This window comes from Cohnella xylanilytica (assembly GCF_014212175.1).
GTDB classification, from domain to species: Bacteria; Bacillota; Bacilli; order Paenibacillales; family Paenibacillaceae; genus Cohnella; species Cohnella xylanilytica.
Genome location: NZ_JACJVR010000074.1, coordinates 24,747 through 40,232 on the forward strand (window position 1 = coordinate 24,747; position 15,486 = coordinate 40,232).

A 15,486-nucleotide genomic window follows, 5' to 3' on the forward strand; every position below is an offset into this window, starting at 1 on the left:
CTATCCTTCATTAACGATACGGTACGTTCATCGCCTTCTCGACGCGGTGCTGCAGGGTGCCGAACAGGATGGTAATCGCCCAATAGATCAAAGCCACGGCCAGATAGCATTCGAAAAACCGGAAGGAAGAGCCCGCCAAAATCTTGGCTTGGCCCAGAACCTCCCCGAGGCCCAGCGTAAAGGCCAGAGAAGTCTCCTTCAGCACCGAGATCCAAACATTGCCCATGGAGGGAACGGCGATTCTCGCCGCCTGGGGCAGCACGATGCGGCGCCAGCCCTGCCAGCCGTTCATGCCGATCGAATGGAGGGCGTCCCACTGCCCTCGGTCGACCGACAGGATGGCGGCCCGGAACGTCTCCGACAGATAAGCCCCGCTGTTCAGGCTGATTCCGATTACCGCCGCCCAGTAGGCGGTCAGGGAGCCGAACGCCGGGAAGAGCTGGGGGAGCCCGAAGTAGATGATGAACAGCTGAACGAGCAGCGGCGTGCCGCGGAAGAAGGAGATGTACAGCCGCGCCAGCCGGTCCAGAACCGCCGTCCGATAGGTCGTCGCGATTGCCGCCGCCAATCCGAACAAGCATCCGAGCGCGTAGGAGAGAATCGTGAGTCCCAGGGTCAGGTACACGTAGTTCAGAAGCTTCGGAAGGACGGTCAGCATATAGCCGAGATCGAATGACATCAGGCTCCCCCTCTTCCGGAGCCGCCTCCGTTCCGCGTCAGGACGCGGGCGGAGTGGCGACGTCCGTTCCTAGCCACTTGCGAGACAGCTCCGTCAGGACGCCCTCGCTTCGTAATTGCTCCAGCGCTTCGTCGAATCGCTTCAGGAAGTCGCGGTTCTTCTCGTTGTCGGCGAACGGGATGCCGTTCTCGAACGAATCGACCGGCGGTCCGGCCACCTGAAGCGGCAGGCCGGTCTTCTCGATCTCCAGCGGTCCGCCCACCTTGTCGGTCAAGTAGGCGTCCACCCGGCCGAGCGAGACGTCCTTCAGCAGCGCGCTGCGCTCTTCGTAATACTTCAAGGCAATCTCCTTGCCGGTATCGTACTTCTCGATGAACTTCGCGTAGGCGGAGCCGTAGTGGGAAGCGACGGTGCGCCCCTTGAGGCTCGCCAGATCCTTGACGGCGTCGTTGCCCTTCTTCGTGACGATGATCGTTCCGGAGTAGACGTACGGTCGGGAGAAAAGGTACTTCTTCCGGCGTTCGTCCGTCATCCGGACTTCGTTGGCGATCGCGTCGATCTTTCCGCTGTCCAACAGACCGAACAGCCCGCTGAACTCGGCCGTCGTCCATTCGACCTTGTACCCCAGCTTCTCCGCGACCGCCTCCGCCACCTGGATATCGTAGCCGTCCAGCTTCCCGGCGTCGTTCTGGAACGTGAACGGGTAGTAGCCGCTCGCGGTCCCGAAGCGCAGCGTCTTGGATTCCCCGGACTTGGACGTATCCTGCGCCTGGACTTGGCCGGAGGGCTTCGCCTCGGACGGAGGCGAAGACGAGTCCGAATCGGACTTGCCGCACGCGCCCAGCGTCAAGGCCAGACTGGCCAGCAGCAGGACGGTCGAGGCGAAGGCGCCTCTGCGTTTTGCTCGCACACCGCAACTCTCCTTTGGATGTCGGGAATGATGGCGCAGACGGCTTCTCTCTCCTCCTTTTTCTAAATTATCCGCATCAATATACTTGGTATTAAGTTCAAAAAAAATGGTGGCCGCCCGCTTGTGAAAAGCATACAAGAAAATCCCGAGCCTGTATAATTCAAATCGCAGATCAGCTTTTTCAAAAAAATTGAAGTCAGACCGTCCGGTACGCTTCGCTTCGTTCCGATTGAAGCCGTTCTTCGCCGACCGCCCCGAGCTCTCTTCGCAAAGCGAGCATCAGCTTCTCCCCCGCCGCTCCGAGCGTCGTCCGATCCGCCCGCTTCAGAATGCCCGTCACCAGATCGGCGTCGAGATCCGCCACCGTCTTCAGCACGGTGCCTTCGGGAACGGGATCGACCGTCACGACCGGAACGACGGCCACGCCGTACCCGGCCTGCACGTAGTGCTTCAGCGCCGTCGTGCTCGTGATCTCGATTCCGTGATAGGGGCTCGCCCCTCGGTCCGTCAGGGCGGATTCGAGCTTGTTCCGGTACGGGCAGACGGCGCTCGTCATCAGCAGGCGCTCGTGCCGCAGATCGGCGACGCGCACCGGCCGCTTCCACGACGCGAGCCTATGGCCCGCCGGGACAAGCAGCGCGACCCGCTCCGCGAACAGCGGTTCGAAGATCGTGCCGAAGCCCGTCTCGGGCGGCGTGCACAGCAGCAGGTCCAGCTCGCCCTTCAGCAGCCCTCCGATCAGGGCTTGCGTATTCCCGATCTGGACGCTTACGTCGATCTTCGGATATTGCCGGTAGAACGCCGTCAGCGCCAGGGGCAGCCGGTAGCTGGCCGCGGGCTCGACGACGCCGAGCCGAACCGTCCCCGCGTCCCCGTGCTTCCAGTCCGCGAGGGCGGACTTAACCCCCTCGTACTCCTTGATGAGCTGCGCCGCCTTGTCGTAGAACAGCCTTCCCGCGTCGGTCAACCGGATTCCGTTCTTGCGGCCGCGCTCCAGCAGCTTCACTCCCAGGTCGGCCTCCAGCTTCTGAATCTGCATCGTGATGGTGGACTGGACGTATTGCAGCTCCTCCGCCGCCTTGTGGTAATTGCCCGTGTTCACGATGGTGTGGAACGTCTTCAGCGTTCGGAAATCCATCATCTCTCCTCCTGTTCCGATTGGCATTTTTTGATCATTATAGCACAGGAACTGGAAGAGGCGATCCTTGCCGGAAAAATGAAAAAAGCCGAGGACAAACGCGGGAACTCCGCGCCTCTCTCTCGGCTCGTCCTGGCTACGATTCAGGCCTTGGCCAGCCGGTATTGGGACAGCCGGTAGGCGTCGCTGACGGCGTACAAATAGCCATCCCCTGCGTAATGATAGGTCAGAAGCTTCTGATCGGACGGAAAATGATAGATCGGCTCCAGGGTCGCCGGATCGATGACGTTCCAGCCTTCCGCGGAACGAACGATGATTCGGCGATCGGGTGCCTGGAGAAGGGTCGGCATCGGCTCATCGATTGCCAGAGCTTTTTTCCGGATCAATCCTGCGTTCCCGTACAAGCCCAATTCGCCGTTCGCATACAAGGCGTACGTCGAGCCTAGGGCTTGGACCGCCGCGTTCCCGGCGATCTTGCGCTCCCATAGCGCCTTCCCTTGCGCGTTCAGGGCAACCAGCTTGTTCCCCGTCTTGGGGACGTTCATTCGGAGCAGAATATTCGCGTTGTCGAACAGCCACGCCCCTTCGGCGACATCGGTGTAGGCTCCGTTCGGGAGCGCGTAGGCGAACAATCGGTTGAGCTTGGGCCCGTACGCCTCAAGCTTCGGCTTGCTTGGCTCGCCCGATAGCGAGACGAGATAACGGTCGCCCAGGACGGCGTAGGTCTCGCTAATGGAGCGATCCGAGATTTTGACCCCGCTCGCGCTATAAGCGTACGCCCAAGGCGTCAGCTTGCCGGCGGCATTGCGCTTGTCGGGATCGACGAGCAGCAGCGTGCCGTCGTTCATGGCGTACACTTCTTCCGCGTCAGGAACCTTGACCGTCCAGTTGCTCTTGCCCGCCGCGCTCGCGGAGTACAGCTTCGTTCCCGTCCCGTCGGTCACGAGCGCGTAGACGGAGCCGGTTTTGCCGTAAGCATAATTGGAAGTGGTCCAAGGGTAGGGCGATCCTTTCTTGTAGAAGGAGAAGGACCACTTTTGTTTGCCGGTCGTCTTGTCGACGGCGGTGACGACGCCTACGGCCCAGCTTTTGGTCCCGGAGTTCACGAGCGTGTAGGAGGGGAGATAGACCGTATTGGAATTGGGGACGTGATAAGGAGCTTCCGTGTACCCGTCGAGAGGGCTCTTCAAGGCGACCGTCCAGGCGGGCTCCGGAAGCCGATCGGCCGTCTGCTGGCCTGCGGCGGATGATGCAGCGGTTGCCTCGCCGCCCAGCGAGAGAAGTCCTGCCAAGATGAAGCTTGCGACTCGATTGATGAACTTTGCTTTGACCATTGCAGCTTCCTCCATGTTCCTCTGGATGAAATAATAACCAACGCTTATTGTACAATATTTCGACCCTTTCCGACGCTATGAATATTCGCTATTCGCGCTTGACCGTCCCGCTCCGAAGGCGGCCTTCAAACCGCAAAAAAGGAGACCGCCCGAAGGCAGCCTCCATATTGGCGTGATTTTAGTGTTACTTGGACGCCGCTTGAATTGCTCCGTACGCCCAGTGCGTCGCCGGGACGTCCTTGAAGAGCGGCTCGCCAAGATCGGCGGTTTCGCGTCCGATCAGCCTGTTCAGAATGGCGGCGGCTTCGGCGCGGCTAAGCGCTTGCTCGGGGCGGAACGTGCCGTCCGCGTACCCGTTCAGCCATCCCTCGGCGCGCGCCATGCGGATCGCTTCTTGCGCCCAGTGGTCGGCCGTATCGCGGAAGTCGCCCGCTTCTTCGGCGCTGCTGTCGATGCCGGCTTTGGCGGCCAGACGCGACAGAATCGCGGCCATCTCCGCCCGGGTAATCGGCTGGTCCGGTCGGAACGCTCCGTCCGCGTTCCCGCTCATGAGGCCCAGGGCGACGACGTTTTGAATCGCTTCGGCGGCCCAATTGGCGGACGGCACGTCCTTGAACGCGCTTTTCGAACCTTCGGTATTCCCGCCGAGAAGGCGGGTCAGGATTGCCGCCATCTCCGCTCGGGTCAAGCTCGCGTTCGGCTTGAACAGCCCTCCGGCATAGCCCGAGAGGTACGGAATGTCGCGCAGTTGCAGGGTCTTGCCAGGTGTTGGAGCTTGAGGTTGTTCATGCTCCGACCAACCGGCTACGTTCACGACCGTGAACGTGCTGAAGCTCCGAACGTCGAACTCGATGGATCGGCCGTCCGCGATTCGTCCCCGTACAAGCTCCGTCGTTCCGTCGCTATGCTCGATGTAGACGCCCAGGTCGCTCGTATCCGAGATGCCGGTGATTGGCAGAGACAGGTTAACGAGGCGCTGCTGCAAGTTCGTCTCGATCGAGACGGGCTGTCCGATCAGCGACACTTGTCCCGCGCCCGCCTTCGTGCGAATCGCCGCCGAGCCGTTCGCGCGCTGCTCGATGCCCGATCGGCCTGCGGAATCGCGAACGGCAGAGACCGTGAACGTCAGCGTCTCGTTCGCCCCTTGGAGCGAAGCGGACGGAATGGATAGGCTCGCTTCGGGAGCTTGGATATCGAGCGAGATGCCCTTCGATGCCAGCTTCGATGCCGTCCCCGTCGGCAGGGAGATTCGAAGCTCCCGGTCGGCCGCCGTTGATGCGGGAAGCTGAATGACCAAGCGTTCGGTACCCGCTTCGGTTAATTTGTCTATCGCTTGTCCAGCGAAGGTCTCCGGCAGTTCGAGCGTTTCCTGGCAGCGGCCCTCGGTACTCTTCTTCTGTGTGACGACCAAGCTGCCGATATGGACGCCGCCGGAGACTACCTCCACCGTGTAAGTCGCGGAGTCCGAAGTGGCGACGGTTCCGCTGCCGCTGCCGCTTCCTCCGCCTCCGCTGCTTGTCACTTTCTTCGCTTCGAAGGCGGCCGTTGCGGCGTTCAAGGCGGTTAGAGCGGCATCGACCTGCGCTTGGGTCGAAGACGCATTGTCCTTGACCGCCGCCGCGGATCGGATGGCGGTTTGCAGTTCGGCTTTGGCGCCCGGCTTGTAGTTGCCTTTCTTGCTGCCTTCCACGGCGGCGTCATGCTTCGCTTGGGCTGCTGAGATTGCCGTTGCGAGAGCCGATACGTCGACGCCGATTCGCTTCGCATCGAATGCGGCAACCGCTTCGCTCAACGCCGTCACCGCGGCGTTCACTTGTGCTTGCGTCGCCTTCTCGTCCGCGAACACGGCCTTCGCCGCGTTGATCGCCGCTTGGAGCGCAGCCCTCGCTCCCGCTTCATAGTTGCCATTCGCTTCGCCCTCAACCGCGGCGTCATGCTTCGCTTGAGCGGCATCGATCGCCTTTGCTAGAGCCGATACGTCGACGCCGATTCGCGTCGCATCGAATGCGGCAACCGCTTCGCTCAACACCGTCACCGCGGCGTTCACTTGCGCTTGCGTCGCCTTCTCGTCATCGAGAACCGACTTCGCCGCGTTGATCGCCGATTGCAGAGCTGCCTTCGCTCCCGCTTCGTAGTTGCCGTTCGCTTCGCCCTCAACGGCGGCGTCGTGCTTCGCTTGAGCATCGTTGACCGCCGTCGACAACGCGGAAATGTCGACGCCGATTCGCTTCGCGTCGAATGCGGCGACCGCTTCGCTAAGCGCCGTTATCGCGGCATTCACCTGCGCTTGCGTTGCTTTCTCGTCAGCGAGCACCGCCTTCGCCGCGTTGATCGCCGCTTGGAGCGCAGCCCTCGCTCCCGCTTCATAGTTACCGTTCGCTTCGCCTTCCAAGGCGGTGTCGTGCTTCGCTTGAGCTGCTGCAATCGCCTTTGCGAGAGCCGATACGTCGACGCCGATTCGCTTCGCGTCGAATGCGGCGACCGCTTCGCTCAGCGCCGTCACTGCGGCATTCACCTGCACTTGCGTCGCCTTCTCGTCGGTGAGCACGGCCTTCGCCTCGTTGATGGCCACTTGGAGCGCAGCCTTCGCTCCTGCTTCATAGTTCCCGTTCGCTTCGCCCTCTACGGCGGCCTCATGCTTCGCTTGGGCTGCTGAGATTGCCGTTGCGAGAGCCGATCCGTCGACGCCGATCCGCTTCGCATCGAATGCGGCAACCGCTTCGCTCAGCGCCGTCACTGCGGCATTCACCTGCGCTTGCGTCGCCTTCTCGTCGGCGAGCACGGCCTTCGCCGCGTTGATCGCTGCTTGCAGCGCAGCCTTCGAGCCCGCTTCATAGTTCCCGTTCGCTTCGCCTTCCACAGCGCTATCGTGCTTCGCTTGAGCGGCATCGATCGCCGTCGACAGCGCCGCCAAATCTACTACGACTCGCTTCGAATCGAACACGGCGACCGCCGCACTCAACGCCGTCACCGCGGCATCCACCTGCGCCTGCGTCGCCTTCTCGTCGTCGAGCACCGCCTTTGCCGCGCTGATCGCCGCTTGCAGCACGTCCATTGATCCTGCCTCGTAGTTACCGTCAGCTTCGCCTTCAAAGGCGCTATCATGCTTCGCTTGCGCTTCATGGATCGCCAACGACAACGCGGAGACGTCAACATTCACCCGCTTCGCCTCGAACGCCGCTACCGCAGCCGCCAGCGCCTCAACCGCCGCGTCGGCCTCCTCCTGCGTGACATGCGCGTCGTCCCGCACGGCCGCGGCGGCATCGATCGCCGCCTGCAGCGCAGCCTTCGCGCCGGCCGCGTATTGGCCGATCGCCCCGCCTTCCGCCGCCGAATCATGCTTCGCCTGAGCCGCGCCGATCGCCGTCCCCAGCGCCGCCAGATCGACAGGCGGCGGCAGGGTAATTTTTACATTTTCAAAGAGGTACTCGTCCACCACGCCGCTTCCGGATTCGACCGAGAGACGAGCGGTCGCGCTTAGCGTCGGATTCGCGGGCATCGCGATCTCGTCCCCGCCCGCGCTCGCCGACATTCGGAGCTCATACGTATGCCCCTGCAGGAAAGCGCCCGGAATCGTCACGTGCAGCCGGTAGATCCCCAAGCTCTCGTCGATGATAACCGTCGCCCCTCTCGAATTGAACTTCGATCCGTCGCCCGTATCCACGAACTCGAAGTCCGTCTTCTTGATAGCCCCGGCATTAAGAATCGGCGGATTCGAAGGCTCGCTCGGCAGATCGAACAGAAGATTGTACGCCTCATCCCCCGTGGGAGTGAATCTCACGAGAGAATCGCCCGCCTTCAAGGCGTACCCCGAATGCAGCTTCATCTTCAAGGCAGGCGCCTCCTGAAAAGTGCCCGGGTTCAGGTTGCCGGCGACCACCGTCTCCCTGCTCACGGCATTGCCGGCCGCATCGGAATAATCCGGCCCGACATAAGCGACGGTGACCGTATCCGACTTGGCGACCGGCGTACTCAATATCGCTAACACCATGTCGGAATTGGTTACCGGCGCGAACGTATTGAGAGGCGCAGGTTTATCATTCACGCGAATATCGAAGTCCGACGCTTGCAGTCCCCCATCCGGCTGCTCCGTAAAATCAAAAGTCAGAGTATCCCTCTGGACGACCGCGTTCGATATGCGGGGAGGCGTCCGATCCAAAGCGAATCGGATCTTATGGTACACCACGCCATATTTCGATCCGTCGAATTCGGTGGCATAGAAGTTGACCTCGTATCCCCCGTCCTGCAGAATCGAGGCCAACCACTCGCTATTGTAGTGGAACTTCCCCCCGCCGTCTTCGCCAAGGGAGTATAGGTTCTCCCCGGCCGTCCATTGCTGGCTCGGATCGTTTACGGCCATCATATATTTGCCGTCGCTTAATCTCTTGATGCTGTAACCCGAGTCTTTAATCTCCGCGAGGTTGTCTTCCGGATCCTGCCAGACGACCTCGAATCCGTCAAACGAACGAACCCGCGACCCATCCGCCGGGACGGAGCTGGCGAAGACGGCATCCCCGGCCGTCGCGCTCGCCCTGGGCGGCCCCGCCGTCGCTGCGACCGATGCCGCCATGAGCCAAGCCAACGCGATCGCCAGCGCGCGAGCCCATCCTGTTTTTCCACGCAACCCTCTATTGCCGTTCCGCTTCATGTTCCCGACTCTCCTTCGACATCTCGAACTTGATCTTGTCGAAGCATAGCATCCGTCTCTCTCAAATCTCTCTCAAATCCTCCCGGGGGAGGCGCTATCGAATCGAGGAGACGCTATTTCGTGCCGGCAGCCCGTTTTTGCCCCGGTTGACCCTAAATAAGATCGCTGGAGTTCGTTAGATTTTCAATATGGGCTTCTGACGTCAAACAGCGTCTCCTAAGTTCGGTAGGCAGCGGGGCCCCTGAACCTCCGAACCTCCCTATCCCGAGAAGCCCGCTTACGAAAAAAGAGACCCGCTTCAGGGTCCCTCTCGTATCCGCATTCCCTTATTTCGCCGCCGCGCGTCTCCGCTCGAGCTCCCGGTTCAGGCTCTCCAAGCCTTTGCCCATCGCCCAGTAATGGTTCGAGCGGAAGATCGGCTTCATCAGCCAGGACAAATACTTCAGCACCGGCTTCTCGGCGTTGACGTACCAATCGAACCGGACGTTCACGCAGTCGCCGTCCTGCTCGAAGCTCCACGTTCCGCGGCCCGCCAAATCCCCGTAAGCCTTCAGCGACACCGAACGCGGAGCGTCTTCGCGCGTCTTGCAAGAATACCATCTCAGCTTGTAGGGAAGCTTGCCCCTCGTGAGGAGCGCGTACACGACGTTCCCGGTCTCCTCGTCGATCCGGTCCTTCCGGATGTTCAAGTAGACTTCCGGCCACCACCGCTGATAATCGAGAAAATCCGAACAGACCTCGTACACTTCCTCGATCGTTCCCCGGACTCTCCACTCCGTCGGCATGTAATACTCGTTCGTTCTCATGTTCCGTCCCCCGCCGTCTCCCATTATCGGTCCCCGCATCGGTCCCCGCGAATCCCTTCTATGCGTCGTATTCGCCCCGCCAAATCTCGCGGTCGCTCGCTGCCATCTCTCATCCTTGCCTCTCTCATCTCATTCTCTCCGCCAGACGCCGCAGCTCCTCCGGGGGCTCGATGCCGAGCTCCTCCTCCAGCAGCCGCTCGAATCTCTCGTAATGGCGGATGTAATTCCCCGTCTCTCCCGCGTCCGCGTACATCCTCAGCAGCTCCGCATGCTTCTCTTCGTCCAGCGGCGCTTGGTCGAGATAGATTCGCAGCGTCTCCTTCGTGGAAGCCGGATCGCCCCTCTCCCGGTGCCAAGCCGTCAGCATCCGGGCCAGCCCCGCATACTGCGAGGCGGCTTCCGAAGCCGCCGCCGAGCTCCACGGATAGTCCTTGCCGCCGAACAGCGCGCCGCGATAGGACCGGAACCGCTCTTCCGCTTCCTCCGCGTTGCCCCCGTCAATGCGCGAGAAGCGCGCCATGAACTCCCGAAGCCGCCCCAGGTCCGACTGGAACGGATCCGCTCCGTACAGATACCCCTCGTTCGTATGGGTCAGCCGCGCCTCGAGGTTCGCTTCTTTGAGCGTTTTTTTGAGCCGGTAGATCGTATTGTGCAGGTTATGAAGGGAGCGGCCCTCCTCCAGGTCCGGCCACAGCAAGTCCGCGAGCCGCCACTTGTCCGTCAGTCGGTTCGGGAAGGCGAGGAAGTAGGCGAACAGCTCCTCCGTCTTGCGGGTCGGCCAATTCAGAAGCGTCCCGTCCGTTCCCCGCGTCTCGAACGTGCCCAGGCATCGCACCGGCGGCTCCCCGCTTCCCTCCGGCCGCCGAAGAGGGGCTCTCGGCTCGCGGTTCTTGACGATCCGGGAGACTACCCTCTCCAGATCCTCCGGCACGACCGGCTTCAGCAAGTAATCGACCGCGTTCACCCGGAACGCGTCCACCGCATATCCCGGATAGGCCGTCGTGAACACGACCTGCAGCTCCTCGTCGGCCGCCTTCAGCTTGCCGGCCAGCTCGATGCCTCCCATCTTGGGCATCTCGACGTCGAGGAACGCGACGTCCGGCTTCAGCTCCGGATAACGCTCCATCGCCTCCAGCGGACTGTCGAACGTTCCGGCCACTTCCAATAAGGGATGCCGGCCGATCAGTCTCTCCATCAGCTCCAATGTCGGCCTCTCGTCTTCCACGATCATGACGCGGAACAGGGCTCTCACCTCCTTCGCTTAGAAAATTTCAAAATCGTCAATGTCATCTTTCCGTTCCGAGACTGAGTCCAAGGCGCCGGCCGCGCTCCGCCGCGGATCACGGCGGCCCGCCGAGCTTCGGCAGGTAGACGGTGACCTTCGTTCCCTTCTCCAGCGCCGAATCGATCGCGACGCTCGCCCCCGGCAACGCCGCGAGCCGCTTCCTCGCGTTGGTCATCCCGATCCCCGCCCCGTCCGGCCGCTCTCCGGCCCTCAGCCGATACAGAATGTCGTCCGGCATGCCGATGCCATCGTCGACGATATCGAAGCGCACATACCCGTTCCCGTCCGCGATCGACAGGGTGACGGTGCCGGGGCCTTCCTTCTCGAACAGGCCGTGGCGGATGGCGTTCTCGACGAACGGCTGGATCGCCAGCGAGGGAACGAGGTACTCCTCGAGGCCCGGTTCGGCTTCCAGCCGATACGCCAGCCGATCGCCGAACCGCGCCTTCTCGATCTCCACGTAGGCCCGGATGAGCTCGAGCTCCTGCCGGAGCGGCACCTGCAGCGTCTGTCCGTCCCTCTCGAACACCATCCTCAGATAGCGGCTGAGCATGGACAGCAAGTAGGCGGCCTTCTCCCCGTCGGTGTAGCAGAACGAGACGATGCTGCTGATGGCGTTGTATAGAAAATGAGGCTTGATCTGCGCCTGCAGGAACGCCATCTCGTTCTCGATCGCTTGGTCCATCGACGACTTCATGAGCAGAAGCGTATGGACTCTCGCGGCGAGCGTCTTCGGGTCGAACGGCTTCGCGATGAAGTCGTTGCCTCCCGCCCGGAAGCAGAGCTCGATGTCGTGCAAGGAGTCCTTCACCGTCGCGAACAGGATCGGCAGATCGAGCACCGACCGGTTCTCTCTCACGGCGCGGCACAGGTCGATGCCGGACATCTCCGGCATCATGACGTCGAGAACGAGCAGGTCGATCCGCGGATGGTCCTCCAGCTTGCGGAGCGCTTCCTTGGCGGAGAACGCGGTCAGCACGTTATACTCGTCGCCGAGCAGGTTGAGCAGGATGCGGACGTTCGCCGCTTCGTCGTCGACGACGAGAATCGTATGTTCCCGGTCTTCGCCGACGGCTTCCAACGGCGACGGGCGATAGCGGCCGGCGCTCTCCGCAGACGCCGCCGTGAGCGCCTCGACCGGAATATCGTCCGGGGATGCCGCAGGCAGCGTGAACGCGATCCTCGTCCCCTGCCCCGGCGCGGACCGATCGACCCAGATCCGGCCGCCCATCCGCTCCACCAGCTGCCGGCTGATGTAGAGACCGAGTCCCATGCCGGTGTACCCGTCCTGCGGCAGCTCCTTCTCCGCCTGTTCGAAGTAGCCGAACACGGCCTCGTGGCTCTCCGCGGGAATGCCGATCCCCGTATCCTCTACCCGAATCGTCGTAAGGCCGTCTTCCGTCAGCGCGCCGATCTCGATCCGCCCCGCCTTCGTATGCTTGATGGCGTTGTGGATCAGGTTGTACAGCACCTGGCGCAGCCGGTTCTCGTCGGCGAGGACGTAGCTGTCCGCGGCGATGCGGTTCTCCCATTGAACGTCCTTCCCGGCGAGCTCGAACTCCAGCACCTGGAACGCCGTCTGCGCGGCGACGCGCAGATCGAGGACCGACGGCTGCAGGCGCAGGTCGCCGTGCTTCAGCCGGACGACGTCCACCAGATCGTTCACGAGCGCCGACAGCTTCGTCGACGTGTCCTGGATGAGCGACAGCTCGCTTCGCTGCCGGTCGGTCAGAGCCCCAGCCTTCTCGTCCAGCAGGAAGGCGGCCATGTTCTGAATGCCGTGCAGCGGCGTCTTCAGCTCGTGCGACGTGTTGGCGAGGAACTCGTCCTTCAGCCGGTCGCGAAGGATCAGTTGGTCCGACAGCTGCTCGGTCCGGTCCATCGCGTTCGCCAGCCTCAGCGCGAGCAGGGCGTTCATGAACGCCAGCACCGCGAGGAACGAGATGCGGCGCCCGATCTCCGTCTGCACGAGGCTAAGCGAATAGAGCATCCCGAACAGCAGGATGAGCGCGATCGAGACGAGCACCCCGACGAGCAAGGCGGCTTCTTGGCGGCTGAGCCTTCCTTCCCGCTTCGCGAACAGCCGAACGGCCCGGTACAGGAAATACGCGACCAGCGCCGTGGCATAGTACCAGGGCAGGTTGCCCAGCAGGCGATAATCCGGGTACGGAACGACGAGGACCGCCGCCAGATAGACGAGAATGGGTGCGATGCCGATCGCCAGCTTCAGGCGGCTGATCAGCTTCCCGTCCAGCGTGTGGAGGAAGACGCCGAGCAGCACGATGTTGGAGAAGCCTCCGAGGTCGTACAGCTTGGTCGACGTCCCGTAGGACAACCCCGGCAGCAGCTGCAGCGTCAGCTTCTCCCCGCCCGTCACCATAAGCACCAGCATCGTGAGAAAATAAAGCGCGCTGTACAAATAAGCTTTGTCCTTCGTCCTTAGCGCGTAAATCATCATGTGGTGCCCCGCGAACAGAAGCAGAATGAACAGCCCGGAGAATTCGAGCGCGAAGTGGATTCGCTCGATGAGCACCATATCCTCCTGGAGGCCAAGCTGCACGTCTTCGAAGCCGCCCCAGATCATCGGCTTCGCGAGGTTCGCCGTCTGCAGCACGATGTCGAGCCGTCCGCCCTCCGCCCGGGCGAACGTCATGTACGGCTTGTTCTCCTTCACGTACTCCCGCTCGTTATCGGACGGAACGCCTTGCTGCCCTGCGAGATGCCCGTTCACGTAGAGGCGGTGCGCCCCGTTCACGTTCGGAAGCCGGATGCCGTAGCCGACGTCCTCGTCCTTCAGCTTCACGGTCAGCCGATACGTGCCGTATTCGGTTCCGCCCGCTTCGTCGGACGGGCCCGAACCGTACCAGGCGTTCGGAATGGACGCGTAAGGCTCGCCCGGCGGCGGCACCCGGCCGGCCGCGAAGTCTTCCGGCGCATACAGCTTCATCGGGTAGAAGCTCCATTCCCCGTCGAGCAGCACCGTCCGCTTCGTCCCGAACGTCCAATCGCTCAGGTCGATGACGCCCTGCCGCGCCTTCGGAGCGGACTGATCCGGCACCGTATAGTCGTTGATCGCCGCCAGCAGGACGAACGACACGATCGGAATGAGCATCATTCCGATCGCTCTATATCCGATCCGCAGCCCTCTCCCCATGCCGCTCTTCCGTTCTCTCGCCGAACCATCCGCCATCCTTCTCCCGCGCCCCTCGTCCCCGTATGCTCCGTTCCGTCAGCTTAACGCAAGCCGCTCTCAAAATACTCTCAAGAGCATTATGACAAACAATTCGACAATCCGCACCGAAAAAGAATCGGGGGGGGTCCGAAAATGCGAAAAGGCCGGCAGATCGCTCTGCCGGCCGCTTCTTCCGTCTGCCGATGGTTCTCCCTACGCCTCCGTTCCGCTCTTCTTCTCTTCGTAGTCGCTTCCCGTCGTGATGCTCGAGTCGGCGAAGTTGTCGACATGGCCGCTTTTCTCATAGAATCGGGGAACGCTCCGCCGGACGCCCTCTACCGTATAGAAGGGGTCGTCCTTCGAGAGAGGAAGCTCGACGGTCTCTCCCGTGCTGGCCGATTTATAAATGCCCATGATCAATTCCAGCGTGCTTCGCCCGCTAACCCCGTCGATCAAGAGCGGCGCTCCCGTCTCGATGGCGTTCAGCACGTTGTCGATTTGCCCCGTATGGCCTTCGTAGGGAAGATCGGGCAACTCGTCGCAGTATCGTTGAATCTCGCGTTCCAGCTCTTCGTTCCGCCGGGGGAATCCGTTCGGCAGCGATTCCGACGCCGTCACCCGCCAGGGAGCCGAGAGACGGGCCCGCTGTCCTTGGAAAATAAACTGCTGCTCTTCGCCGTGATGAACGACCGAGCTCGTCAATTGGCCCAAGCCTCCGTCCGGGTATCGGAGCATGGCGATGGACAAGTCCTCGACCTCCGCGTTGTCGTGGGCGACGTTGCTCATGAAGGCATGAACGTGGCTGGGACGGCCCCGCATCCAGAGCAGGGCGTCGACGTGATGGACCGCATGGTTCAGCGTGCAGCCGCCGCCTTCCTTCTCCCAAGTGCCGCGCCACCACAAGTCGTAATAAGAGTGCCCCCGCCACCAGAAGGAATCCGCCTGGGCGTGAAGAATCTTGCCGGCCATTCCGCTGTCCAGAACGTTCTTCAGCTTCATGATCGGGTTGCGGAACCGGTTCTGGGCGACGACGGACAAGACCTTCCCGTTCCTGCGGGCGGCTTCGATCATCTCGTCGCATTCCTGCAGGGATGCGGCCATCGGCTTCTCGACGAGAACATGGCTTCCCGCGTTCAGACAATCGACCGTAACCGGAGCATGATAATACGGCGGCATGCACACGGACACGAGATCGATGCCGTCCCGGAGCAGCTCCTTGTAATCCGTCACGACCTTGGCGTCCAGCCCGTACTGCTCCTTCTTCGCTTGCGCCTTCTCGGGATACAGATCGCATAAGGCCGCGATCCGACAGCGATCCTTGAATCGCAGATACCCTTCGATATGGCTGGACGAGATCGCCCCCGTGCCTATGATCGCTACTGTCAACATGGATAATCGCCTCCTACAAGGAGGATAGCCGAGAGGGAACGGCAATTGTGCTCCGCCATGGGGGAGAAAATAACGCTGGATTGCGGGTTTTGGCCTTGTCTGCCCGCCGGCGGTTGGCTATATTG

General features: G+C 61.9%; 9 protein-coding genes. All 9 read right to left on the minus strand.

Translation table 11 applies throughout. The features are described from left to right. Positions 1 to 10: 10 nt before the first annotated feature. Entirely contained in the window at positions 11 to 679 is a 669-nt protein-coding gene (locus tag H7B90_RS19205) for an amino acid ABC transporter permease (RefSeq protein WP_185137508.1), read from the minus strand. A 37-nt stretch (positions 680 to 716) separates the two neighbouring features. Beyond that, positions 717 to 1,589: a transporter substrate-binding domain-containing protein gene (locus H7B90_RS19210; protein WP_185137509.1), complete on the minus strand. Its 873-nt coding sequence runs from the start codon at positions 1,587 to 1,589 to the stop codon at positions 717 to 719. 196 nt (positions 1,590 to 1,785) lie between these two features. After that, a complete protein-coding gene (locus tag H7B90_RS19215; RefSeq protein WP_185137510.1) occupies positions 1,786 to 2,727 on the minus strand; it encodes a LysR family transcriptional regulator in 942 nt (313 codons plus the stop codon). Positions 2,728 to 2,870: 143 nt separating this feature from the next. Then, positions 2,871 to 4,061, minus strand: coding sequence for an outer membrane protein assembly factor BamB family protein (locus H7B90_RS19220; protein ID WP_185137511.1), 1,191 nt, complete (start codon positions 4,059 to 4,061; stop codon positions 2,871 to 2,873). A gap of 184 nt (positions 4,062 to 4,245) precedes the next feature. Then, positions 4,246 to 8,709, minus strand: coding sequence for an S-layer homology domain-containing protein (locus tag H7B90_RS19225; protein ID WP_185137512.1), 4,464 nt, complete (start codon positions 8,707 to 8,709; stop codon positions 4,246 to 4,248). A 326-nt stretch (positions 8,710 to 9,035) separates the two neighbouring features. After that, a complete protein-coding gene (locus H7B90_RS19230; protein ID WP_185137513.1) occupies positions 9,036 to 9,515 on the minus strand; it encodes an SRPBCC family protein in 480 nt (159 codons plus the stop codon). A 124-nt stretch (positions 9,516 to 9,639) separates the two neighbouring features. Continuing rightward, positions 9,640 to 10,767, minus strand: a complete 1,128-nt coding sequence (locus tag H7B90_RS19235) for a response regulator (RefSeq protein ID WP_185137514.1) — start codon at positions 10,765 to 10,767, stop codon at positions 9,640 to 9,642. Between the two features lie 88 nt (positions 10,768 to 10,855). Beyond that, positions 10,856 to 13,990 (minus strand): ATP-binding protein, encoded by a 3,135-nt coding sequence (locus tag H7B90_RS19240; RefSeq protein ID WP_185137515.1) that lies wholly within the window; start codon positions 13,988 to 13,990, stop codon positions 10,856 to 10,858. A 195-nt stretch (positions 13,991 to 14,185) separates the two neighbouring features. Beyond that, a complete protein-coding gene (locus H7B90_RS19245) occupies positions 14,186 to 15,361 on the minus strand; it encodes a Gfo/Idh/MocA family protein (protein ID WP_185137516.1) in 1,176 nt (391 codons plus the stop codon). Positions 15,362 to 15,486: the final 125 nt, after the last annotated feature.